General features: G+C 74.2%; 16 protein-coding genes and 1 pseudogene. 10 read left to right on the forward strand and 7 right to left on the reverse strand.

Features of this window, described 5'->3' with window-relative positions:
• Positions 1–79: 79 nt before the first annotated feature.
• Positions 80–949, forward strand: a complete 870-nt coding sequence (locus tag EF918_RS11700; RefSeq protein ID WP_125644529.1) for an AraC family transcriptional regulator — start codon at positions 80–82, stop codon at positions 947–949.
• On the opposite strand, the gene EF918_RS11705 is transcribed toward EF918_RS11700, so the two are convergent.
• The 3 genes and pseudogenes from EF918_RS11705 to EF918_RS38090 all read right to left on the reverse strand — a co-directional run.
• The gene (locus EF918_RS11705) at positions 931–1281 is read right to left on the reverse strand and encodes a hypothetical protein (protein ID WP_125644531.1); all 351 of its coding nucleotides are present in this window, start codon (positions 1279–1281) and stop codon (positions 931–933) included. The two genes, EF918_RS11700 and EF918_RS11705, sit on opposite strands and share 19 nt — an antisense overlap.
• A gap of 178 nt (positions 1282–1459) precedes the next feature.
• Positions 1460–2044: a dihydrofolate reductase family protein gene (locus EF918_RS38085; RefSeq protein ID WP_260610092.1), complete on the reverse strand. Its 585-nt coding sequence runs from the start codon at positions 2042–2044 to the stop codon at positions 1460–1462.
• Between the two features lie 90 nt (positions 2045–2134).
• Positions 2135–2704, reverse strand: a pseudogene (locus tag EF918_RS38090) (GNAT family N-acetyltransferase); the annotation flags it as partial.
• A 49-nt stretch (positions 2705–2753) separates the two neighbouring features.
• On the opposite strand from EF918_RS38090, the gene EF918_RS11715 reads away from it, so the two are divergent.
• From EF918_RS11715 to EF918_RS11755, 9 genes are all read left to right on the forward strand, one after another.
• Positions 2754–5531: an AAA family ATPase gene (locus tag EF918_RS11715; protein ID WP_125644535.1), complete on the forward strand. Its 2778-nt coding sequence runs from the start codon at positions 2754–2756 to the stop codon at positions 5529–5531.
• 29 nt (positions 5532–5560) lie between these two features.
• Positions 5561–5986 carry a DoxX family protein gene (locus tag EF918_RS11720; protein WP_125644537.1) on the forward strand — a complete coding sequence of 142 codons (426 nt, stop codon included), beginning with the start codon at positions 5561–5563 and terminating at the stop codon, positions 5984–5986.
• 173 nt (positions 5987–6159) lie between these two features.
• The gene (locus tag EF918_RS11725) at positions 6160–7131 is read left to right on the forward strand and encodes a PLP-dependent cysteine synthase family protein (RefSeq protein WP_125644539.1); all 972 of its coding nucleotides are present in this window, start codon (positions 6160–6162) and stop codon (positions 7129–7131) included.
• On the forward strand, positions 7128–8420 hold the full coding sequence (locus tag EF918_RS11730; RefSeq protein ID WP_125644541.1) for an MFS transporter: 1293 nt from the start codon (positions 7128–7130) through the stop codon (positions 8418–8420). The genes EF918_RS11725 and EF918_RS11730 overlap by 4 nt, the downstream gene beginning before the upstream one ends.
• Entirely contained in the window at positions 8417–10999 is a 2583-nt protein-coding gene (locus EF918_RS38095; RefSeq protein ID WP_260610091.1) for an ATP-grasp domain-containing protein, read from the forward strand. The genes EF918_RS11730 and EF918_RS38095 overlap by 4 nt, the downstream gene beginning before the upstream one ends.
• Positions 10996–11817 carry a hypothetical protein gene (locus EF918_RS36915; protein WP_185921708.1) on the forward strand — a complete coding sequence of 274 codons (822 nt, stop codon included), beginning with the start codon at positions 10996–10998 and terminating at the stop codon, positions 11815–11817. Before EF918_RS38095 ends, EF918_RS36915 begins: the two co-directional genes overlap by 4 nt.
• On the forward strand, positions 11814–13094 hold the full coding sequence (locus tag EF918_RS11745) for a hypothetical protein (protein WP_125644564.1): 1281 nt from the start codon (positions 11814–11816) through the stop codon (positions 13092–13094). The genes EF918_RS36915 and EF918_RS11745 overlap by 4 nt, the downstream gene beginning before the upstream one ends.
• A gap of 78 nt (positions 13095–13172) precedes the next feature.
• On the forward strand, positions 13173–14117 hold the full coding sequence (locus EF918_RS11750) for an NAD-dependent epimerase/dehydratase family protein (protein ID WP_125644543.1): 945 nt from the start codon (positions 13173–13175) through the stop codon (positions 14115–14117).
• Positions 14118–14136: 19 nt separating this feature from the next.
• The gene (locus EF918_RS11755; protein ID WP_125644566.1) at positions 14137–17742 is read left to right on the forward strand and encodes an aminotransferase class I/II-fold pyridoxal phosphate-dependent enzyme; all 3606 of its coding nucleotides are present in this window, start codon (positions 14137–14139) and stop codon (positions 17740–17742) included.
• A gap of 27 nt (positions 17743–17769) precedes the next feature.
• Here EF918_RS11755 and EF918_RS11760 read toward each other — a convergent pair whose 3' ends face one another.
• The 4 genes from EF918_RS11760 to EF918_RS11775 form a co-directional block, all read right to left on the reverse strand.
• Entirely contained in the window at positions 17770–18360 is a 591-nt protein-coding gene (locus EF918_RS11760) for a toxin (protein WP_125644545.1), read from the reverse strand.
• Positions 18357–18824 carry a helix-turn-helix domain-containing protein gene (locus tag EF918_RS11765; RefSeq protein WP_125644547.1) on the reverse strand — a complete coding sequence of 156 codons (468 nt, stop codon included), beginning with the start codon at positions 18822–18824 and terminating at the stop codon, positions 18357–18359. The genes EF918_RS11760 and EF918_RS11765 overlap by 4 nt, the downstream gene beginning before the upstream one ends.
• A gap of 326 nt (positions 18825–19150) precedes the next feature.
• A complete protein-coding gene (locus EF918_RS11770) occupies positions 19151–20308 on the reverse strand; it encodes an MAB_1171c family putative transporter (protein WP_125644549.1) in 1158 nt (385 codons plus the stop codon).
• Positions 20309–20312: 4 nt separating this feature from the next.
• Complete coding sequence (locus tag EF918_RS11775) at positions 20313–21023, reverse strand: TetR-like C-terminal domain-containing protein (RefSeq protein ID WP_125644551.1); 711 nt, start codon at positions 21021–21023, stop codon at positions 20313–20315.
• Positions 21024–21102: the final 79 nt, after the last annotated feature.

The following is a 21102-nucleotide window of genomic DNA, read 5'->3' on the forward strand; positions in this document are numbered from 1 at the left end:
GGAGGCGGAGGTGGCGGTGTCGATGTCCATGATCCGAGACTGCCTGGCCGGGTCCGGACCCGTCTTGTACGTTCCTTGCATGCCGTCCGGAGTGGAGATCGACGCCTGGCAGCCCCGGGTCGAAGGCGTCGTCGAAGTCTTCCACGCCCGCTTCACCGCGCACAGCTACCCGATGCACGTCCACGACGTCTGGACGCTGCTGATCATCGACGACGGCGCCGTCCGCTACGACCTCGACCGGCACGAGCACGGCACCCCGCGGGACGCCGTCACCCTGCTGCCGCCCGACGTGCCCCACAACGGCCAGCCCGTCACCCCGCACGGCTTCCGCAAGCGGGTCGTCTACCTCGACCGCGACCTGTTCGCCCCCCACCTCGTCGGCGCCGCCGTCGCCACCCCCGATCTGGCCGACCCGCTGCTGCGGGACCGGGTGGACCGGCTGCACCGGGCCCTGGCTCGGCCCGGTGACGAACTGGAGGCCGCCGGCCGCCTCACCCTGATCACCGAGCGCCTCGGCGAGCGGCTGGTGCCCGGACGCACCCCGCCCGCACTCCCGCCGGCCGCCGCGCGCGGTGTGGCGCACAGCCTGCGCGACCTCCTCGACTCCCGGATCCGCCCCGGCATCAGCCTGGAGGAGGCGGCGCGCACCGTGCACGCCCATCCCGCCCATCTGGTCCGCTCGTTCAGCGCCGCCTTCGGGATCGCCCCGCACCAGTACCTGATGTCCCGCCGCGTGGACCGGGCCCGCCGGCTGCTGCTCGACGGGGTGCCGGCGGGGGAGGTCGCCCACCGGACCGGCTTCTACGACCAGTCCCATCTGACCCGGCACTTCAAGCGCGTCGTGGGCACCACGCCGGGCCGCTACGCGGCCGGCCGGACCCGGGCCGGGCGGCGCGGTCACCGGACCGCCGCCGGACCGGCAGCGGTCCGTCAGTGGACCACGCTGTAGCTGCGCCAGGGCAGGGTGTCGGGCGCGGTGACGTTGGAGGAGTTGGTGGGGACGTAGGTCCCGTCCAGCTTCTCGGTCTTCTGGCAGTACGGGGACCGGTAGACGATCACGTCGACCAGCGTGTTGTTCTGCACGTGCGCGGCGCCGCGCGGCAGCCCGATCCGGTGGCACCCGCTCACGGACGTGTTGGAGTGCGTCACCACGACCGGGGAGTCGGCGCCGCGGAAGGAGAGCTCGCCCACGGTGGTCTTGCCGGCCGAGCAGGCGGTGGCGGTGAGCAGCAGCAGGGCCGCCGCCCCGGTGATGGCGCCGACGCGCCGGTGGTGCGACATGGGCTCGGTCCTCGTCTGTGCGGTGACGGTTGGCATCCCTGTCACCGCAGCCTGCCGCCCCGGACCGGGTACGGCATCCGCTGTGCGCCCGGGCGGATGACCACCGCCGGACGGAACGACCCGTTCGGCGGTGTCCGCGGCGCGTACCGGCGCGGTCCGGCGTCCCGGCCCCGCACGGTCAGCGGCGCGCGTACGTCAGGAACGCGACCCCGCTCGGCAGGACCGTGTGGTCGGTCAGGGCGAAGGACCGCAGGTCCGCGCCGCGCTTGCCGGCGAACAGCGGGATGCCGCTGCCCACGGTGACCGGGTTGACCTTCAGCACGAGTTCGTCGATCTCGGCGTAGAGCGCGCCGGCGAGCTCCGCCCCGCCGACCAGCCATATGCCCTTGCCCTGCTGCGCCTTCAGCTCCCGGACCGTGGCGACCGGATCGCCGGCCACCACCTGTACGGCCGGGTCCGGGGCGGTGGTCAGCGTGCGCGAGAACACGTAGTGGCGCAGGTGCGGGTAGGCGTCGGTCACCCCGGCGTCCAGGCCGACCTGGTAGGAGCGGCGGCCCTCCAGGACGGTGTCGAAGCGGGTGCCCTCCGCCGTGACGCCCATGGCCTGCCGGGCGGGGCCGGGGAGGGTCTCCGGGTAGTGGGCCGTCACGTGGGCGACGTAGTCGGGGGTGACGTCGAAGACCGTGCCGGTCGGGTCCCCTCCGTCGGGGCCGGCGATGAAGCCGTCGAGGGTCGTGGCGACGTAGTAGGTCAGGGTGCGCACGGGGGTGTCCTCTCGTCCTGCGTCGGTGGTCGGGGCGGACAGGGCGTAGTGGTGCAGGGTGTCGTCGGAGGAGATCCGGCGCAGGCCCGCCTTCTCCAGGACCCGCTGGGAGCCGAGGTTGCCGTGGTCGGTGTCGGCGAGGGCCCGCCGCACCCCGCCCGTGCTGAAGGCCCGGTCGAGCAGGGCGCGCAGGGCCTCGGTGGCGTAGCCGCGGCCCTCGACCTCGGGGGCCACGCCGTAGCCGAGACCGACGGTCCCGGTCTCGTCCGGCGGGCCGAAGAAGCCGATCCCGCCGATCACTTCACCGCTGCTCAGCAGGGTGATCTGCAGCGGCGCGAAGAGCGGGTCGCCGCCGGCCGGCAGGCCGAGGAAGATGCGGGCGACGTCCTGGTCGTCGGCGCGGGGGTAGCCCGCGCTCCAGTTGCGCCCCTCGCGGGAGCCGGCCACCACGTGCTCGGCCTCCTCGGTGGTGTACGGGCGCAGCTGCAGTCGGGCCGTCTCGATGCTGAACGAAGTCATCTGTTCTCCGAAGGAGTGGGGTTCTGTCTGCGGTCGTGACGTCGAGAACTGGCCACCCTCGTGGGCGGCTTCCGGTGCTTCCGGCGTTCCCGACGGACACGACAGTAGGTGTACGCACCCGGTCCGCGTATCGGTCACCATGACCCAACGCGAGCGCGATCATGTACGTCGACCTGGTTAGACTCGCCGGATGCTCTACGGTCGGGCCGCGGAACAGGGCCAGCTCAGCAGCCTCCTCCAGCAGGCGGCACACGGTGCCAGCAGTGCTCTGGTGATCCACGGCGAGGCCGGAATCGGTAAGACGGCGCTGCTCGACCACCTGGCGGACGGCGCCGGGCCGGCCCGGGTCCTGCGGACGACCGGCATCGAGTCGGAGACCGAACTGCCCTTCGCCGCGCTGCACCAGCTGCTGCGGCCGGCCCTCGGCCGGCTCGGGGTGCTGCCCGAACCCCAGGCCGCCGCGCTGCGGGCGGCGTTCGGACTGGCCACGCCCAGCGGCCAGGACCGGTTCCTGACCGGGCTGGCCGTGCTGACCCTGCTGTCCGAGTACGCCGGTGAGGACCCCGTGCTGTGCCTGGTCGACGACGCCCAATGGGTGGACCAGGCCTCGCTGGACGCGCTGATGTTCGCCGCGCGGCGGCTGGACAGCGAGGGCGTGGTGATGGTGTTCGCCCTGCGCGAGCCGCGCCCGTTCGGCCTGCCGGAACTGCGGCTCGACGCGCTGGACCGGGAGGCCGCGACCGAGCTGCTGCGCACCTGCGGTGCCGGGGCGGACCTGCCGCCACACGTGAGGGAGCAGGTGGCCGCCCAGTCCCGCGGCAACCCGCTGGCCCTCATCGAGCTGCCCCGCTCGCTCAGCGAGGAGCAACGGGACGGCCTGCTGGGCCCGTTGCCCGCGGCGCCCGCCGATCCCACCCCGTCCAGCCGGGTCCAGGCCGCCTTCGGCACCCGGATCGACCGGCTGCCCGAGTCGGCCCGGGCCGCGTTGGTCGTCGCCGCCGCCGACGACACCGGCGACCTGGCGACCGTCCTGCGCGCGGCCGGGGTCACGCCCGCCGCGCTGGAACCCGCCGAGACCGTCGGCCTGATCCGGCTGGAGGGAAGCGGCCTGACCTTCCGTCACCCGCTCGTCCGGGCAGCCGCGTACCGCAGTGCCCCGCTGTCCCGCCGGATCGACGCGCACCGGGCGCTGGCGGACGCCCTCGACGGACCGGAGCACGCCGACCGCCGGGCCTGGCACCGTGCGGCGGCCACGACCGGCCCGGACGAGGCCGTCGCCCGGGACCTCGACCGCGCCGCCGAACGGGCCGTCGGCCGGCAGGGCACGGCCAGCGCCTCGGCCGCACTGGAACGGGCCGCACAGCTCAGCCCCGACCCCGTCGACCGCCGACGCCGACTGATCGCCGCCGCCCAGGCGGCCGCCGACGCCGGCCAGTTCCAGCGCGTGACCGCGCTGCTGCGCCGCGGCGACACGGATCTCGCCGCCGACGGCGCCACCGCGGGCCGGCAGACCGCCGGTCCGCCGGCCGCCGGTCCGCAGACGCGCGTTGCCGCGGACACCGCCGCCGGTGCGCAAGCCGCCGGCAGGCAGACCGCCGCCGCGGAGGCCGCCGTCGAACTGGCCCGGGTGCGGGCGGCGTCGGAGCTCAACTCCGGCTCCGCCGTCCGCGCCGTGGAGGTCCTGCTCGGCACCGGTTCCACCGGGACGGCCATCCTCGTCGAGGCCTTCCACGCCGCGCACTCCGCCGGCCATGCGGGTCTGCTGGGCCGGCTCCGCGACCGGGTGGCCGCCGCCCGGCCGGATCCGTACGACACCCTGGCCGACCTCGCCGCGCTGTACGGCGGCGACCCGCTCGACGGCTCCCGGCTGGCGGCCACCGCCCGCGACGACACCGCGCTGTTCAGCGAGCGCTTCCAGGCCGCCCACGCCGTGCACCTCCTCGCCGACCACGAGAACGCCCGGGACCTGGCCACGCTCCTGGTCGCCCACACCCGCGCCCACGGCCTCCTCGGCTGGCAGGCCACGTCCCTGCACCTGCTGGCCGAGACCCACCTCGTCCTCGGCGAGCTGGAGCCGGCCGCCCGGACCGCCGCCGAAGGGCTCCGCATCGCCCAGTACGCCGGCCTGGACCACCGTGCCTGCTACCTGCGCGCCACCCTGGCCACCTGCGCCGCCCTGGAGGGCGACGGGCCGAACGGCACCCGGTACGCCGAGGCCGCCCTCGCCCATGCCACCGCCCACGACCTGGGCACCGCCGCCGCCCACGCCCACCGCGCCCTGGCGCTGGCCCACCTGGGCGCGGGCGATCCGGCCCGGGCCCTGGACCACCTGGACCGCGCCGACCACGACCCGGCGGCCCCGCCCAGCCTGGCCGCGGCCTACCTTCCCGACCTGGTCGAGGCCGCGGCCCGGACCGGCACGGTACGGCCCGCCGCCCTGGCCCGGGTGGAGCAGTGGGCGGCCCTGACCGGCCGCCCCGCCGCCCTCGCCCTGGCGGCCCGCTGCCGGGCCCTGACCGGCGGGGACGACACCGCGGAGGAGCACTTCACCGCGGCGCTCACGTACGGTGAGCAGGCCGGCGGCGCCTTCGAACGGGCCCGGACCCAGCTCCTGCACGGCGAATGGCTGCGCCGCCGCCGGCGCCGCTCCGACGCCCGACGCCGGCTGCGGGCCGCCCTGGAGCTGTTCGAGCAGCTCGGCGCCCGGCCCTGGGCGGAACGGGCCCGGGCGGAGCTGCGCGGCACGGGCGAGGTCATCGACGCCACCAGCGCCACGGGCACCGTGCTGGGCCGTCTCACCCCCCAGGAGCGGGAGGTGGTCCGGCTGGCCGCGGCGGGCCACAGCAACCGCGAGATAGCCACCCAGCTCTTCCTGAGCCCCCGTACCGTCGGCCACCACCTCTACCGGGCGTTCCCCAAACTGGGGGTCACGGCCCGTGACCAGTTGCGGACCGCGATCGAGGGCTGACAATTGACCTGAGATCACCGGAGGTCGACATGGACGTCCTCGTACTCATCGGGCGCGTGCTGTTCGTACTGCTGTTCCTCGCCTCGGCCGTGGGCCACCTGACCAAGACCTCGTACATGGCCGGATACGCGACCTCCCGCGGTCTGCCGGCCTCACTGGCGACCGCGGCCACCCTCGGCAGCGGCCTGGTCATGCTGGTCGGCGGGCTCAGCGTGGTCCTGGGCGTCTGGGCCGACCTGGGCGCCCTGATCCTGGCCGCCTACTGCTTCGTGGTGGCGCTGGTGATGCACGCCTTCTGGCGCGAGGACGACCCGCAGAACCGCGCGCTGGAACAGATCCAGTTCCTCAAGGACTTCGCCCTCGGCGGCGCGGCCCTGGTCATGTTCGCCTTCTTCGCCTACGCCGGCCACGACCTGGGCCTGATGATCACGGGCCCGGCCCTGCTGATCACCTGACTCCCGGAGCGCCATCCCCGCAGAAGTGCGCACTGCCGAAACCCGAACCCTCCCGGCGATGGAGGATGGCCGAATTCCCTCGCTAGCGTCCAAGCCGTGAACGCACCGCGCCGTCGCACCCCGTGCGACGGCCGCGGCGCGTACGGACCCCGCGCGCACCAGGGAGGAATTCCGTGACCAACCCCGTCCTCGCCACCGTGGCCGCCTCGTTGGAGGATCTCGTCGGCAACACCCCGCTGCTGCGGTTGCGCCTCGCGGGGCTGCCCGCCGACGCACACGTCCTGGCCAAGCTGGAGGCGGCCAACCCGCTGTCCAGCATCAAGGACCGGGCCGCCCTCGCCATGCTGCGCGGCGCCGTGGAGTCCGGGGCGCTGCGCCCCGGCGCGACCATCATCGAGTCCACCTCCGGCAACACCGGGATCGCCCTCGCCGCGCTGGCCGCCGCCCACGGCCACCCCTGCCTGATCGTGCTGCCCGAGAACGCCTCCGCCGAACGCATCCTCACCCTGCGCATGCTCGGCTCCCGCATCGAGTTCACCGACCCGGCCCGCGGCTTCCTCGGCTGCGTGGAACGCGCCGAGGAACTGCACGCGGCGATCCCCGGCTCCTGGTACGCGCGCCAGCACGAGAACCCCGACAACGTGCGCGCCCACTACACCACCACCGGCCCCGAGATCCGGCGCGACACCGGCGGCCACGTCGACTACCTCGTCTGCGGCGTCGGCACCGGCGGCACCCTCACCGGCACCGCCCGCTACCTCCGCGAGCACAACCCCGGCCTCAAGGTCGTCGCCGTCGAGCCCGCCGGCTCGCCCCTGCTGTCCGGCGGCGAACCCGGCCAGCACCGCATCCCCGGCCTCAACGGCGGCTTCACCAGCCCCGTCACCGACCTGTCCCTCATCGACGAGGTCGTCGTCGTCCCCGACGAGGCCGCCGCGGCCACCACCCGCGCCCTCGCCGCCACCGGCCTGCTCGTCGGGGTCTCCTCGGGCGCCGCTGCCTACGGCTGCCTCGAACTCGCCCGAAGACACGACCTGTCCGGCGCCACCGTCGTCACCGTCTTCCCCGACAGCGGTGAGCGCTACCTCAGCTGGTGGCCCGCCGAGCCCGCGGAGCCCGCAGCCGGTGAGGTGGCCGGCCGGTGACCCTCTCCGACCTCCACCCCAACCTGCGCTTACGCATCGGGGTCGGCTTCGTCCAGCGGTTCTTCGACATCATGCTCGTCCCGCTGATGGTGATCCACTTCTCGACCCTGTACGGTGCCGCCACCGCCGGCCTGATGACCCTCGTGGTCGCCCTGGCCACCATCGCCTGCAACCTGGTCGGCGGTCACCTCTCCGACACCTACGGCCGCCGCCCCGTCCTGCTCGCCGGCGAGATCGGCGCCGGGCTCGGCTACGTCGGACTGGCCGTCGCCGCCTCCCCGGCGGGCGGCGGCAACGGTCTCGTCCTCTACGCCCTCTACCTGGCCGCCGCCTGCTGCGCCGGCCTCGCCCTGCCGGCCAACGAGGCGATGATCGTCGACGTCTCCACCCCCGAATCGCGCACCGCCGTCTACACCCTCACCTACTGGTCGACGAACCTGGCGTTCATGCTCGGCTCGCTCGTCGGCGGCTTCCTCTACTACGACCACTTCTTCCACCTCCTCGTCGCCGCCGCCGTGATGACGACCGGGATCTTCCTGGTCACCTGGTTCGGCATCACCGAGACCGCCCCCGCGGGAGCCGCCGAGAACCCGCGCGGCGTGCGCACCGCACTCGTCGGCTACGTCTCCGTGGCCCGCGACCCGATCTTCCTGCGGCTGGCCGTCGCCGCGCTGCTGATCCGCTCCATCGAGGTGCAGATCTCCTCCTCCATCGCCGTCCGGCTCGGTGAGGACTTCACCCCGCAGCACCTGATCGGCATCGGATCCTGGGAGTTGACCGTCACCGGGGTCAACATGCTCGGCCTGATGCGGGCCGGCAACACCCTGCTCGTCGTCGCCTGCGCCCTGTGGGTCGGCAAGGTGCTCGGCGCGCTCGACGAGCGCCGCCGCCTGATGACCGGCATCGTCGTCTTCACCGCCGGCTACATGGTGTGGGCCGTCAGCGGCGACGCCTGGACCCTGCTCGCGGCCACCGTCGTGGTGACCTTCGGCGAGCTGATGAGCGCCCCCGTCAAGCAGACCCTCCTCGCCAACTTCGTCCCCAGCACCGCCCGTACGAAGTACATGGCCGCCTACGGGCTCCAGGTCCGCCTCGGCCTGCTCGTCGGCTCCGTCTTCGTCAGCCTCAGCGCCGTCGTCCCGCCCTGGGGCCTGGCGAGCGTGTACGTGCTCTTCGGGGCCGGAGCCATGCTGCTGTACCGCTCCCTGTTCCGCGCCCAGGAAGTCCGCGCGCAGCAGGCGGACCCGGAGACCGCGTCGACCAAGGAGCCCGAAGGGATGACCGCATGACCGCCCACGACGGCCGGGGCCCGACCCGGATCCTGATGGTCCAGCCGTACCGCCAACTGGCCGAGAAGGCCACCGCCGCCGGCTTCGAGGTGTACGCCGTCTGGGACCCGGCCCGCCAGACCCGCGCCTACCTGCGCGACGTGGCCCGCCACAGCGCCCGGCTCCGGCTGGTCGACTTCACCGACGAGCCCGCCCTGCGGGCCCTGGTGCGCCAGATGGCCACGGCCCACGACGTCGCCCACGTGCTCCACCTCGGGCAGGAGTCCACCATGGTGGCCGTCGCCGAGGAGGCCCGGGCCCTCGGCCTCGCCGTCAACCCGCCCGAGGCCGTGCACCGCCTCAACGACAAGGCCGCGCTGCGCGCCCTGCTCGCCGCGCACGGCCTCTCCCCGGTCCGCACCCGACTTGCGGCCGACCCCACCGAAGTGCCGTCCCTGGTGGCCGAGTTCGGCTTTCCGGCCGTCGTCAAGCCCACCAACCTCGCCGGCAGCACGGGCGTACGCCTGGTGAACGGCCCCGAGGACGCGGCGGAGTGGACCGCCGAGGTCGCCGGAGGGCTCGGCCACGCCGGCCCGGTCCTGATCGAGGAATACCTGCGCGGCCCCGAGTTCAGCGTCGAGACGCTCAGCGCCGACGGGCACCACGAGGTCATCGGCATCACCGCCAAACGGGTCACCCCCGCGCCGCTGTTCGTCGAGACCGGGCAGCTCTTCCCCGCACCGCTCGCCCCTGCCGACGCGGACGCCATGGCCGGCCTGGTCCGCGCCCTCCTGGACGCCGCCGGCCACCGGTTCGGCCCCGCGCACACCGAGATCGTCCTCACCGCCGACGGGCCGCGCGTGGTGGAGTCCCAGGCCCGGCTGGGCGGCGACCGGATCCCGCACCTCATCCGGATCGCCACCGGCTACGACATCGAGGCCGCGATCTTCGAGGCCCTCGCCGGACGGCCCTTCGCCCCGGCCCCGGCCCGTGGCGCCGCCACCATCTCCTACTTCCAGCTCGACCCCGGCCCCGCACCCGTCACCGCCGTCGAGGGCCTCGACGCCATCCGTGCGCTGGCCCCCGTCCACGACCTCCACTTCCCCTTCGGGCCCGGGGACACCCTCCCGCGCACCGTCAACTCCGCCAGCCGGCACGGCTTCGTCATCGTCGAGGGCAGCGATCCCGCGCAGGCCGAGAAGAACGCCGCCGAGGCCAAGGCCCTGCTCCGGGTCCGCCGCGCCCCCGACGCCACCGCGACGGCCGACCCGTCCGAAGCCCTGCACGCCGGCCCCGCCGTCCACGCGGTCACCCGGGCGCCCGAGGACCCCATGGTCCCCGAACGCACCCTGCTGCTGCTCGGCCACCTCACCGAGCCGGTCCGCCTCGCCAAGTCCCTCGGCCTGAACGTGATCCTGATCCAGCACAAGGACAAGTTCGAGCCGGAACAGGCCCGGCTGGCCGACGTCACCTTCGTCGCCGACTTCACCGACTGGACCGTGGTGGAGCCGCTGGTCCGGGCCGCCCACCAGGCCTGGGGCTTCGCGGCGGCGCTCTCCCTCACCGAACCCGGACTGGAGGTCGCCGGCCGGATCAACGACCTCTTCGGGCTGGGCGGCACCGGCCACCAGGCCGCCCGGCTGCTCCGCGACAAACTGGCCATGCGCCGCCATCTCGCCGCCGTCGCCCCGCGGTTCGCGATCGGCGCCGCGCCCCTGCGGGGACCGGACGACATCGAGGCCTTCGCCGCCGAACACGGCTGGCCCGTCGTGGTCAAACCCGTGGACCTCACCGCCGGCTTCGGCATCTTCAAGGCCCACGGACCCCAGGACGCCGCCGCCGTGTGGGAACGCGTCCGCGCCCTGCGCGCCCGGGGCATGGACCGCGGCTCGACCCTCTACGAGGTCGCCGACTTCCTGCTGGAGGAGTACATCCCCGGCCCCGAGTTCAGCGTGGAGAGCTTCAGCTTCGCCGGGCGCCACGTCGTCGTCGCCGTCACCGAGAAGCTCGTCGACGAGACCCACTTCGCCGAACTCGGCCACGCCCTGCCCGCCCGGCTCGACCCCGCCGACGAACGCCGCATCGAGGAGGCCGTGGCCGCGTTCCTCGACGCCGTCGGCGTCCAGGACGGCCCCGCCCACACCGAGCTGCGGCTCTCCCCGCGCGGCCCGCTGATCATCGAGGGCCACAACCGCAACGGCGGCGGCCGGATCCAGGAGCTGGTCGAGGCGGCGTACGGCATCGACCTCGTGCACTACTCCCTGGCCTGGCCGTTCCGCCTGGTCGAACCGCTCACCGAGCGCCCCCGGCCGTTCGCGGCCGGCTGCGCCCGCGCCGTCCTCGCCGCGCCCGGCACGGTCGAGGCGATCGAAGGCGCCGAGCGGCTGCGCGCCCACCCGTCGGTGCTCGCCCTGGACCTCTCCGCCCGGCCCGGCTCGGTCGTCCACGCGACGCGCGACAACTGGGACCGCCTCGGCCTGCTCGCCGTCACCGCCCCCGACACGGACACGGCCGTCGAGCTGTGCGAACACCTCACCGCGACCCGGCTGACGATCCGCGTCACCCCGGGCGCCCGGAGCGAAGGAGAGGTCCGCGCATGACCGTCGTCGTCCTGCACGACCCCCGCCTCGGTCCGCTCCCGTACGCCGACTGGCTGGGCGACGCCGCTGACGGCATGTTCCTCGTCACGGGGGCCGACGGGCCGCCGCCCCCACCCGTCCCCGCCGTGGGCGGCGGCACGGTCCACCGGGTGGCGCACTACCCCCGGACCGCCGCCGTCGAGACCACGGTCCTGGCCCTGGCCGCCCGGACCCCGTGCACCGCCCTGGTCGCCCTCCACCCGGCCGACCAGGTCCGGGCCGGGGCCCTCCGCGACCACCTGGGGCTCCCGGGGCTCACCCGGGACCAGGCCCTGGTGCTCACCGACCCGCTGCGCGCCCGCGACCTGCTGGCCGCCGCCGGAGTACCGGTGACCCCGCGGACCGCCGCCCGCCGGATCATCGACCTCCACCTCGCCGCCCACACCTGGGGCTACCCCCTCCTGGTGCGCGACCGCAGGGCGCCCGGCGCCCCGGTGGTGGCCGAACTCGCCGACGAGCCGGCGCTGCGCGCCTTCGCCGACGGCGGGATCAGCGCCGGCGCCGTGGGCTCGGCGGCCGGACTCACCGTCGAACCGCACCGCCCCGCCGGCGAACGCCGCCGGGGCCCCGGCGACCCGGCCGCCGACGCGGCCCTGGCCGTCCTGCCCGCCGTACCCGGCCACCCGGTCCTCGTGGAGACCGTACGCGCCACGGACGGCACCTGGACGGCCGACCTGGTCCGGTACGCCCCCGAGACCGCACCCCCGTCCGTACTCGTCCTGCACCAGGCGCAGCCGGCCCGCGCCGGTGCCCCGGCCCTGGAAGGGGGGCGGCGATGAGCGTTCTCGTCCTGCACCAGATCGGCTCGGTCCACGCCCTGCCCTACGCCCGCTGGTTCGACGGCTACGACGGCGACCTCGTGCTGCTGACCTGCGCCCAGAACCTCGCGGGCGTCGCCGAGGAACTCCCCGGCGCCGACGAGGGCTTCGCCCACGCCGAAGCCGTCGAGGGCTACGACCTCAGCGGCACCCTGGAGGCCCGCGCCCTCGACCTGGCCCGCCGGCACGGCATCCGCCACCTGGTCTCCGTCCACGAACGCGACCTCGACCGCGCCGCCGCCCTCCGCGAGATCCTCGACCTGCCCGGCCAGCGCCCCGACGCCGTACGGCCGTTCCGGGACAAACTGGTGACCAAGGCCCACGCCGCGGCGGCCGGCGTGCGCACCGCCCCGCACCGCGAGGTCCACACCGCCACCGACCTCCTCGCCTTCACCGCCGAGCACGGGTTCCCCGTCGTCCTCAAACCCCGCGACAGCGCCGGCTCCATGGGCCTGCGCATCCTGCACACCCCGGCGGAGCTCGACGCCTACCTGGCCGAGGACTTCGACCTCTACGGCCCCGACCAGCCGAACCTCTTCGCCGAGGCGTACGTCGAGGGCCCGATGTGCCACGTCGACGGCCTCGTCCTCGGCGGCCGCACCGTGCTGGCCTGGCCCTCGCAGTACCAGTACGCCCTGGCCTCGTACGCCACCGACACCGGCCCCCGCGTCGACCTCACCCTCGACGTGGACGACCCGCTGGCCCATCGGCTCCTCGACTTCGTCGAACGCACCCTGCGGGCCCTGCCCGGACCGGCCGACTTCGCCTTCCACGCCGAGGTCTTCCACACCCCCGACGACGACCTCGTCCTGTGCGAGATCGCCTGCCGCACCGGCGGCGCCGCCATCCGCGACATCGTCGGCCTCCTCTTCGGCGTGGACCCCACCGAGGTCTGGCTGCGCGCCCAGCTCGGGCTCCCGCTGCCCGCACCGCTGAACGGGATCGCCGCAGCCGCCGCCACCGGAGGGCGCCCGCTGCCGCGCACCATGACCGGCCAGCTCGTGCTCATGAAACGCCCCGGCAGGGTCGTCGCCGTACCCCGGCGGGCACCGGACTTCCCCTGGGTGGAGAAGTTCCGCGTCTTCGTCGAACCCGGCCAGACCCTGGAGCCCGCCCGCCACTCCTCCGACTTCCTGTTCACCGCCCTGGTCTCCGGCCGTGACCGCGCCGAGGTCGTCTCCCGCGTGGCCCGGCTGGAGTCCTGGTTCCTCGGCGAACTCGTCCTGGAAGCGCCGTAGATGACCGCTTACGTTCCCGGACCCCGGCGTGGCCGGTCTGCTGAAGGGGCGTGAGGGGCTCACGTTAGGGTTCCGACCGTGAGTCTTCATGTCGTCATCGGATTCGGGCCCGCCGGGGCAGCCACCGCTCGACTTCTGGTCGAACAGGGGCATTCCGTACGGGTCGTGACCAGGTCGGGCCGCAGCACCGCGGAACCCGGCATCACCCACCTGGCGCTGGACGCCTCGGACAGCGCCCGGCTGACCGAGGCCGTGCAGGGCGCGGCGGCCATCCACGGCTGCGCCGCACCGCCCTACCACCGCTGGGCCACCGAATGGCCCCCGCTCGCCGCGTCGCTGTGCACGGCCGCCGAGGCCTCCGGGGCCGTCCTGGTCCTGCTCGGCAACCTCTACGGCTACGGCCCCGTGGCCGGCCCCCTCACCGAGGACCTGCCGCTCGCGGCCACCGGCACCAAGGGCCGGCTGCGCGCCGCCGTCTGGGAGCAGGCGCTCGCCCTGCACGAGGCGGGCCGCATCAAGGCCGTCGAGGTGCGGGCCTCGGACTTCTTCGGTCCCGGCGTCACCGACGGCGGCCACCTGGCCGCCCGCGTCATTCCACCGCTGCTGCGCGGCAAGGCGGTCTCCACCCTCGGTGACCCCGACGCCCCGCACAGCTGGACCTACCTCCCCGACGTCGCCAGGGCCCTGGTCGAGGTCGCGGGGGAGGAGCGGGCCTGGGGCCGCGCCTGGCACGTCCCCACCGAACCCGCGCTGTCCGTGCGCGAGATGGTCGACCGGCTCGCCCGGCAGGCCGGCACGGCACCGGTCGCGGTCCGTGGCCTGCCGGCCCCCGCCCTGGCGCTCGCGGGCCTGTTCTCCCCGCTGCTGCGCGAGCTCAAGGAGGTCCGCTACCAGTTCGACCGGCCGTTTCTGGTCGATTCGAGCGCGTACGAAGCCGAGTTCGGCGTACGGGCCACCCCCGTGGACGAGCAGGTGAAGGCGACCGTCGACTGGTGGCGCGGCCACCTCGCCACCTCAGGATGACGTGACCCCCGTGCCCGAGATGGATTTCGACACCCCCACAGCGATTCCGCACCCCCGGGAGACACGGCGCGAGGACATCGCGGTCGTCGGCATGGCCTGCCGGTTCCCCGGGGCCCGGGACGTCAACGCCTACTGGCGTCTCCTGACCGCGCCCCGGCCGCAGTTCTCGACCGTCCCGGACTCCCGCTGGCGCGCCGCCGCCTTCCTCGGCGACGACTTCCGCGACACCCTCTCGACCTACACCGACACCATGGCCCTGCTGCCGGACGTGGGCCACTTCGACGCGGCGCACTACGGCATCCCCCCGCGCCGCGCCCGGGCGATGGACCCCCAGCACCGGCTGCTCATCGACCTGGCGCGCGAGGCGATCCAGGACGCGGGCTGGGAGACCGAGGGCTTCGACCGCGAGGAGACCTCGGTGATCACCTCGCTCACCGAGAGCGGCTACCGCGAGCTGACCACCATGCGCATCCGGATGCGCCAGCTCGCCGGCGGCGAGTTCGGCGCCCGGGCCACCGCCCCCGGCCTGGCCGACAGCGTCCGCGCCGTCGACGGGCTGCACGGCAGCTCGGTGGCCGGGCTGCTGCTCAACATGGGCCCGAACACCATCAGTTCGGTCTTCGACCTGCACGGGGAGAGCTACGCGCTCGACGCCGCCTGCTCCGGCGGCCTCATGGCCGTGGCCAACGCCGTGTACGCACTGCGCGCGGGCCGCACCCGGATCGCCCTGGCCGGCGGCGCCCAGATGATCCTCGCACCGGACCTGCTGATCGGCCTGTGCCGGATCGGCGCCGTCTCGCGCAGCGGCCGGTGCCTGCCCTTCGGGGCGCAGGCCGACGGCTTCGTCCTGGGCGAGGGCGCCGGGGTCCTGGTGCTGCGCCCCCTCGCCGACGCCCTCGCCGCCGGGGACCGGGTGTACGCCGTGATCCGCGGCGTGGGCACGGCCAACGACGGCACCGTGCACGGTGGCCTGCACCCCCAGGCGGCCGGCCAGCTCCGCGCCCTGCGCCGGGCCTACCGGGACGCCGGACTGCCGCCGGGATCGGTGGACTTCCTGGAGGCGCACGGCACCGGCACCACGGTCGGGGACCCGGTCGAACTGGGCGTGCTCGGTGACCTGCGCGGCGGCTCCGAGGCGCCGCCCGCCTACCTCGGCGCGGTCAAGGCGGTCCTCGGGCACTCGCTCAACGCCGCCGGCATCGCCGGGCTGATCAAGACCGTGCTCGCCGTGCACAGGGGCGTCGTTCCCCCGCAGCCGGAGTTCGAGCCGGCCGACGCCTCCGCGCTCGACGCCGCCCGGCTGGCCGTCGCGACCCGGCCGGCCCCCTGGCCGGACCTGGGACGGCCCCGCCGGGCGGGCGTGAGCGCCTTCGGGTTCGGCGGTACGGGCGTGCACATGGTCGTGGAGGAAGGGCCGTCGGTGCCCGTCGCCCCAGCACCCCTGGTGCCCGCCGACGAGCCCCAGCTGCTCCTGCTCACCGCCCGGGACCGCGACGGACTGGTCCGGCACGCCCACGACCTGGCCCGCACCCTGGCCGAGGACCGGCCGCCCCTGCCCGCGGTGGCCGACACCCTGGCCCGCCGGACCCCCCTGCCGGAACGCCTGGCCCTGGTGGCACGGGACGCCGACGACGCCGTCGCCCGGCTGGCCACCGCCGCGCGGGCGCTGGCGGCGGGCCGGGACGGGGAGCTGGAGCCCGGCCAGGCGGCCGGGACCGTACCGGCCGGAGCCGAGGCCGCGGAGGTCGTCGTACCGGCGCCGGGCTCGCTGCCGCCCGCGGCCCGTACGGCCGCGCTGGACGCGCTCGCGCTGCGCGCGGTCGCCGGCTCCGGGCTGCGGCCCGTACAGGAGCGGCGCACACCCCCGTGCACCCTGCCCCCGAGCCCCCTGGCGCCGCGCCGCCACTGGGTGGTCGACGCCTCGGCCCAGGACCTGGCGGGGGCGGAGCAGCACCCGACGCCCCAGCCCGCCGCTGTGGCCGCCGACGGGTGGCAGCCGGACGCCGCCGACGGGCCCGCACCCGGACGCACCCTGCCGGGCGGTGAGGCGGCGGCGGGCATCGTCCTGGAGGCCGTCTCGCGGACCGGTGTCTTCCCGCTCGCCGAGCTGGACCGGCGGATGGTGCTCACCGCCGACCTCGGCTTCGACTCCCTGATGCTGACGGAACTGGAGGCCGGCATCGGCAGCCGCGTCCCCGGGTTCACCACCGAGGAGCTGTCCTCGCCCGACCTGACCATCGGCCGGCTGATCGACCTGGTCGCCCCGCACGTCCCGGAGCCGGCGCGGCCGGTCGTCCCGCACGTCCCGGAGCCGGCGCGGCCGGTCGTCCCCCGGCAGCGCGAGGCCGCACCGGCCCCGTGGGACGACGCGGGCGCCCCGGCTCCCTGGGACGGCGCGAGCGCCCGGCTGGACGACTTCCCCGAGGTGCGGCAGTTCGAGGACCGCGCGAGCGCGATCCTCGACAGTGGCGCGGAGTTCCCCTACTTCCGGGTCCACGAGGGCACCATCCGCGCCTCGACGACCATCGGCGGCCGGCCGTACCTGTCCTTCGGCAGCTACAACTACCTCGGCCTGTCCGGCCATCCGGCCGTCAACGAGGCCGTGCACCGGGCGGTGGAGCGCTACGGGACCTCGGTCTCGGCCAGCCGGATGCTCTCCGGCGAACGGGACCTGACGGTACGTCTGGAGCGGGCACTCACCGCGTTCCTCGGGGTCGGGGACTGCCTGGCCCTGGTCAGCGGCCACGCCACCAACGTCACCGCGATCGGGCACCTGGTCGGCGCCGGCGACCTGATCCTCCACGACGCCCTCGCGCACGACAGCATCCTGCAGGGCTGCGCCCTGTCCGGCGCGGCGAGGCGCCCGTTCGCGCACAACGACACCGGGCAGCTCGCCCACCTGCTGCGGATCAACCGGTCGAGGTTCCGCAGGGTCCTGATCGTGGTCGAGGGCGCGTACAGCATGGACGGCGACCTGGTGGACCTGCCGGGCGTCATCGAGCTGAAGAAACGTTACGGCGCGCTGCTGATGGTGGACGAGGCGCACAGCATCGGCACCGTGGGCGACCACGGCCGGGGCGTCGGCGAGTTCTTCGGCGTCGACCGTACGGACGTGGACCTGTGGATGGGCACCCTGTCCAAGGCCTTCGCCAGCTGCGGCGGCTACCTCGGCGGTTCGGCGCGCACGGTGCGCTGGCTGCGGCACACCCTGCCCGGCTTCGTCTACAGCGTGGGCCTGACCCCGGCGAACGCCGCCGCGGCGCTGGCCGCGACCGAGCTGATCCTCGCCGAACCCGGACGCGTACGGACCCTGCGGCGCAACGCCGAGCTGTTCCTGGGCCTGGCCGCCGGGGCCGGCCTGGCGACCGGCTCGAGCGCCGACACGCCCATCGTGCCCTGCCTCCTGGGCAGTTCGGCGCGGACCCTGCACGTGGCGGACCGGCTGTTCCGGCGCGGGATCGTGGTCGACCCGATCTTCCACCCCGCGGTGGAGGAGGGGCTCGCCCGGCTGCGGTTCTTCGTCACCAGCGAGCACACCGAGGACGACGTCCGCCGCGCGGTGGCGGTGCTGGCCGAGGAGGTGGCCGCCGCGCAGGGGCGGCCGGACGGGCGGGGCGAGGGGTAAGGCGCTCATGGGGGTCGTCGGCCCGGCTCAGAACAGGGTGCGTTCGATCCGGCTGAGCAGGGCCGTCTGCGCGGACGGCCCGCCCTCGGACGCCTCGTCGCCGTCCGCGGCGGCGGGCGGCTGGCCGGCGCGCTCCTCGGCGTGCCCGGTCCGCTGGGAGAGCAGGTAGGCGATGACCTCGGCCTCCTGCTCCTGGACGTCGTCGTACGTGGCGCGCAGGAGCATGTCCCGTACGAGGTCGGGGTCGAGGTTGGGGAAGAGGACCCGGGAGCTCGCCTCGTCCAGCCAGCCGGCCCCGCGGTGGCAGCAGATGATGTGACCCAGCTCGTGCAAGATGATGTGCTCCTGATGCGCGCTGGTGGTGTTGGCGTCGTAGAAGATCAGGTCCTCGTCGCGGGCGGCGACCCACATGCCGCACGGCTGGGAGGCGGGCATCTGCATGGGGACGAGGGTGATGGGGCGACCCCGGATCTCACCGATGTAGTGGCACAGCTCGGCCACGTCGGCGTGCTCCGGGAGGTCGAGCTCGGCGAGCCGCCTGGCGCCGTCCTTGCGCAACTTCTTGAGCTGGTTGCGGCGGTCCTGGTCCGCCGCGCGCCCCCTCCCGGTGAACTTCACTGCGGGTCCGACGGGTCCGCGGGATCGGAGGGTTCGGTGGGGTCCGTGACCGGTGGCAGGCCCTGGAGCTGCCGGTACTGGTCCATGATGGCGGTGATCGCCTGGAGGTTCTCCTTCTTCATGCCGGCCGCGCGCATGGCCACCGAGCGGACCCCGGCCTGCCGGAGTGCCTCTATGGCGGCGAGCTCGCTGAGCACCGACTCGGCGACCTGGTCGTCGAAGAAGTAGGCCACGGACACGCCGAAGAACTTCGCGAGGGCGGCCAGGAGGTCCGGGGACGGGTTGGAGCGCTTGCCGGTCCGCAGCTGAGACAGGTACACCCCGCCGACCTTCAGGTCGGGGTTGGCCTGCTTGAGCGCCTCGGCCACCTCGGCGTTGGTCCAGTGCTTGCCCTTGGGACGGACCGTCTTGAAGAGGTTGTCCAGTCGCACTGCCAGCAGGGGCCGGTCGTCAGTCTCGGACACTGCGAATCTCCTTCCGTCACCTCCTCGGCATTGCCCTCAGCTATATGCCAGTTTTGCAGATTAGCGGCCAGTTGACAATTGGCCGAGAGTCCGCCACCGTGGACCTCAGCCGATAGCTGACAGCTAACTTTGCTCACGGGGGTAGCCGAGTTGGGTGACCAGTGGAGGCGACCCGGCCCGGGCCGGCCCTCGGGGGATGGGGGCCGGCCCGGCCGGAACACTCTCCGTGCCCGGCGCGCGTACGGGGGAGACGCGCGCTCCAGGGCAGCGAAGAGCGAAAACGGGAGGACCCGCCCGGCCTGACGGGGGGCAGACCGGGTGGGAGCTCAACCCGCTTTACTGAGCTTACGATAAGCGGTTGCGACCTGGGTGAGCCAGGCGACTTCCGCTGTGAAGTTGTCCGTGTTCCGATCGTCGAAGTCGCCGGCGTCCTTGCTGTGGTCCGGGACCGTACCCGCGCGCTTCGCGCCCAGCGCCTGCCTGATCTGCGCCGCTTCGGTGAACGCCTGTCGCGACTCGGTGCTCGCCCCCGGGTGCACGGCCACCGGACCCGGCGCGGAACGGTCGATGAAGGGACGCAAGTCACGCCATCCGTCGCGTATCTCGATGACCCGGCGGTGCAGCCGGTAGTCGAGGTCCGAGACCGCCGCCGAACCCGGCGGCTCCAGGACGATGTCCGGCGAGGACTCGTACAGGTCCCGCCAGAGCGGGTACAGCGCCCGGTACGAGCGGTAGCTGCGCGCCCAGTCCAGCAGCCGCGCCGCCCGCGGCTCCCACGCCGACAGGGTCAGGCTCAGCGAGAGCGTGACGATGCCCGCCGCACTGAAGACGTTCGAGGCGAGCTGCCAGGCCCCGATGTCGATCCCCCACGCGGCCGTGAGGATGTTGACCGTCCGGCACAGGCAGTACAGGAAGAGGACGACCGCCGCCACCGACAGCATGCGCAGGGCCTGCCGCAAGGAGGCGTTGTCGGTCATCCTGGCGTACGGTCCGCACTGGCGGAAAATGGTCACGCACGGCACCGCCTGGGACACGATGAACACCAGGAGGTAGGTGAGGACCAGGGGTTGGCCGCTGCCGGTGTTGAAGTCCGTCGCCGGCCGGCCGGGGCCGTCCGCGATCAGGAACAGCCCGACCAGCAGCACGCTGAGGGCGCTGCCGGTGATCAGCCAGTAGCGCGACCGGCGCGCCGCCTCCTCGGCGGCTGCCGCCCAGCGCAGCAGGATGATCTGGGCGCTCACGCAGAAGGCGACCGCCGACACGTGCATCACCAGGACGGCGAGGTTGCGCACGCCGAGGAAGCGGTCCCCGGCCATGGCGACGGCGCCCATCGTGAACGTGAGGCACTGCAGCACCAGGGTGACCAGCAGGATGCGGTACGTGGTGTCCCGCCAGCTCCGGCGGGCCTGGAGCAGGCGGTTGACCAGGGCGGCGTACGACGAGAGCGCCGCGATGACGAAGCAGAGCGTTCTGATGGTGTTCACGGGATCAGTCGGTGGGGGAGTGCTGGTCCAGCGGGACGTCCAGGCCGATGGCCTCGGCCGCCACCGCGATGGCGTAGTCGAAGTAGGCGGCCTGGTCGCGGACGCTGTCGTGGGTGCGGCTGAACACCTGGAAGACGAGCAGCCCGATCAGGTTGCTCCACAGCACGATGCCCCGCTCGATCAGATCCGCGAACGGCGCCTGCGGCGCACCGCCGAAGGCCTCCACGGCGGCCGGCAGCAGCAGCGAGGGCCCGGCCGGCTGCCGCCGGGGCGGGGTCAGTTCACCGGCCTCCAGCGCGGACCGGACGACGGCACCGAGCGCGGCGGGGGTGCGCGCGGCGGCCGCGACGGTGTCCAGCGGGGCGTGGTAGCCCGGCACGGGCGAGCCGTAGATCAGCGTGAACTCGGCGGTGTGGGCGAACGACCAGGCCCGCAGCGCCCGCGTCACGGCGAGCAGCCGGGCACCGGCCGGGGCGCCGGCCGCGACGGCGGCCCGGTCGGCCTCCTCCATGGCGGTGGCCGAGTCGGCGTAGGCGTCGATGATCAGCGCGGTGAGGAGGTCGTCCCGATGCGGGAAGGCCGCCTCCACCTCGGCGAGCGCGAGGCCGCCGGACGCGGCGACGCCCTCCAGGGTCAGCCCTGCGGCGCCCACGTCGACCATGAGTTGCCGCGCGGCGGCCTTGACATCGACAGCATTCGTTCCGGAAAGATCCATGCCCGAACCGTACCGGTCGGCCGTGCGACGGTGTCACGATCAATTCCGGAACTGTGGCCTGAAACCGAGCGGGTGACGG

Source organism: Streptomyces sp. WAC06614 (assembly GCF_003949795.1).
Lineage (GTDB): Bacteria > Actinomycetota > Actinomycetes > Streptomycetales > Streptomycetaceae > Streptomyces.

Excerpts from the sequence above, each read along its gene's own strand:
- EF918_RS11700 (WP_125644529.1), top strand. The coding sequence starts at position 80 with ATGCCGTCCGGAGTGGAGATCGACGCCTGGCAGCCCCGGGTCGAAGGC.
- EF918_RS11705 (WP_125644531.1), bottom strand. The coding sequence starts at position 1,281 with ATGTCGCACCACCGGCGCGTCGGCGCCATCACCGGGGCGGCGGCCCTG.
- EF918_RS11715 (WP_125644535.1), top strand. The coding sequence starts at position 2,754 with ATGCTCTACGGTCGGGCCGCGGAACAGGGCCAGCTCAGCAGCCTCCTC.
- EF918_RS11720 (WP_125644537.1), top strand. The coding sequence starts at position 5,561 with ATGGACGTCCTCGTACTCATCGGGCGCGTGCTGTTCGTACTGCTGTTC.
- EF918_RS38095 (WP_260610091.1), top strand. The coding sequence starts at position 8,417 with ATGACCGCCCACGACGGCCGGGGCCCGACCCGGATCCTGATGGTCCAG.
- EF918_RS36915 (WP_185921708.1), top strand. The coding sequence starts at position 10,996 with ATGACCGTCGTCGTCCTGCACGACCCCCGCCTCGGTCCGCTCCCGTAC.
- EF918_RS11745 (WP_125644564.1), top strand. The coding sequence starts at position 11,814 with ATGAGCGTTCTCGTCCTGCACCAGATCGGCTCGGTCCACGCCCTGCCC.
- EF918_RS11755 (WP_125644566.1), top strand. The coding sequence starts at position 14,137 with ATGGATTTCGACACCCCCACAGCGATTCCGCACCCCCGGGAGACACGG.
- EF918_RS11775 (WP_125644551.1), bottom strand. The coding sequence starts at position 21,023 with ATGGATCTTTCCGGAACGAATGCTGTCGATGTCAAGGCCGCCGCGCGG.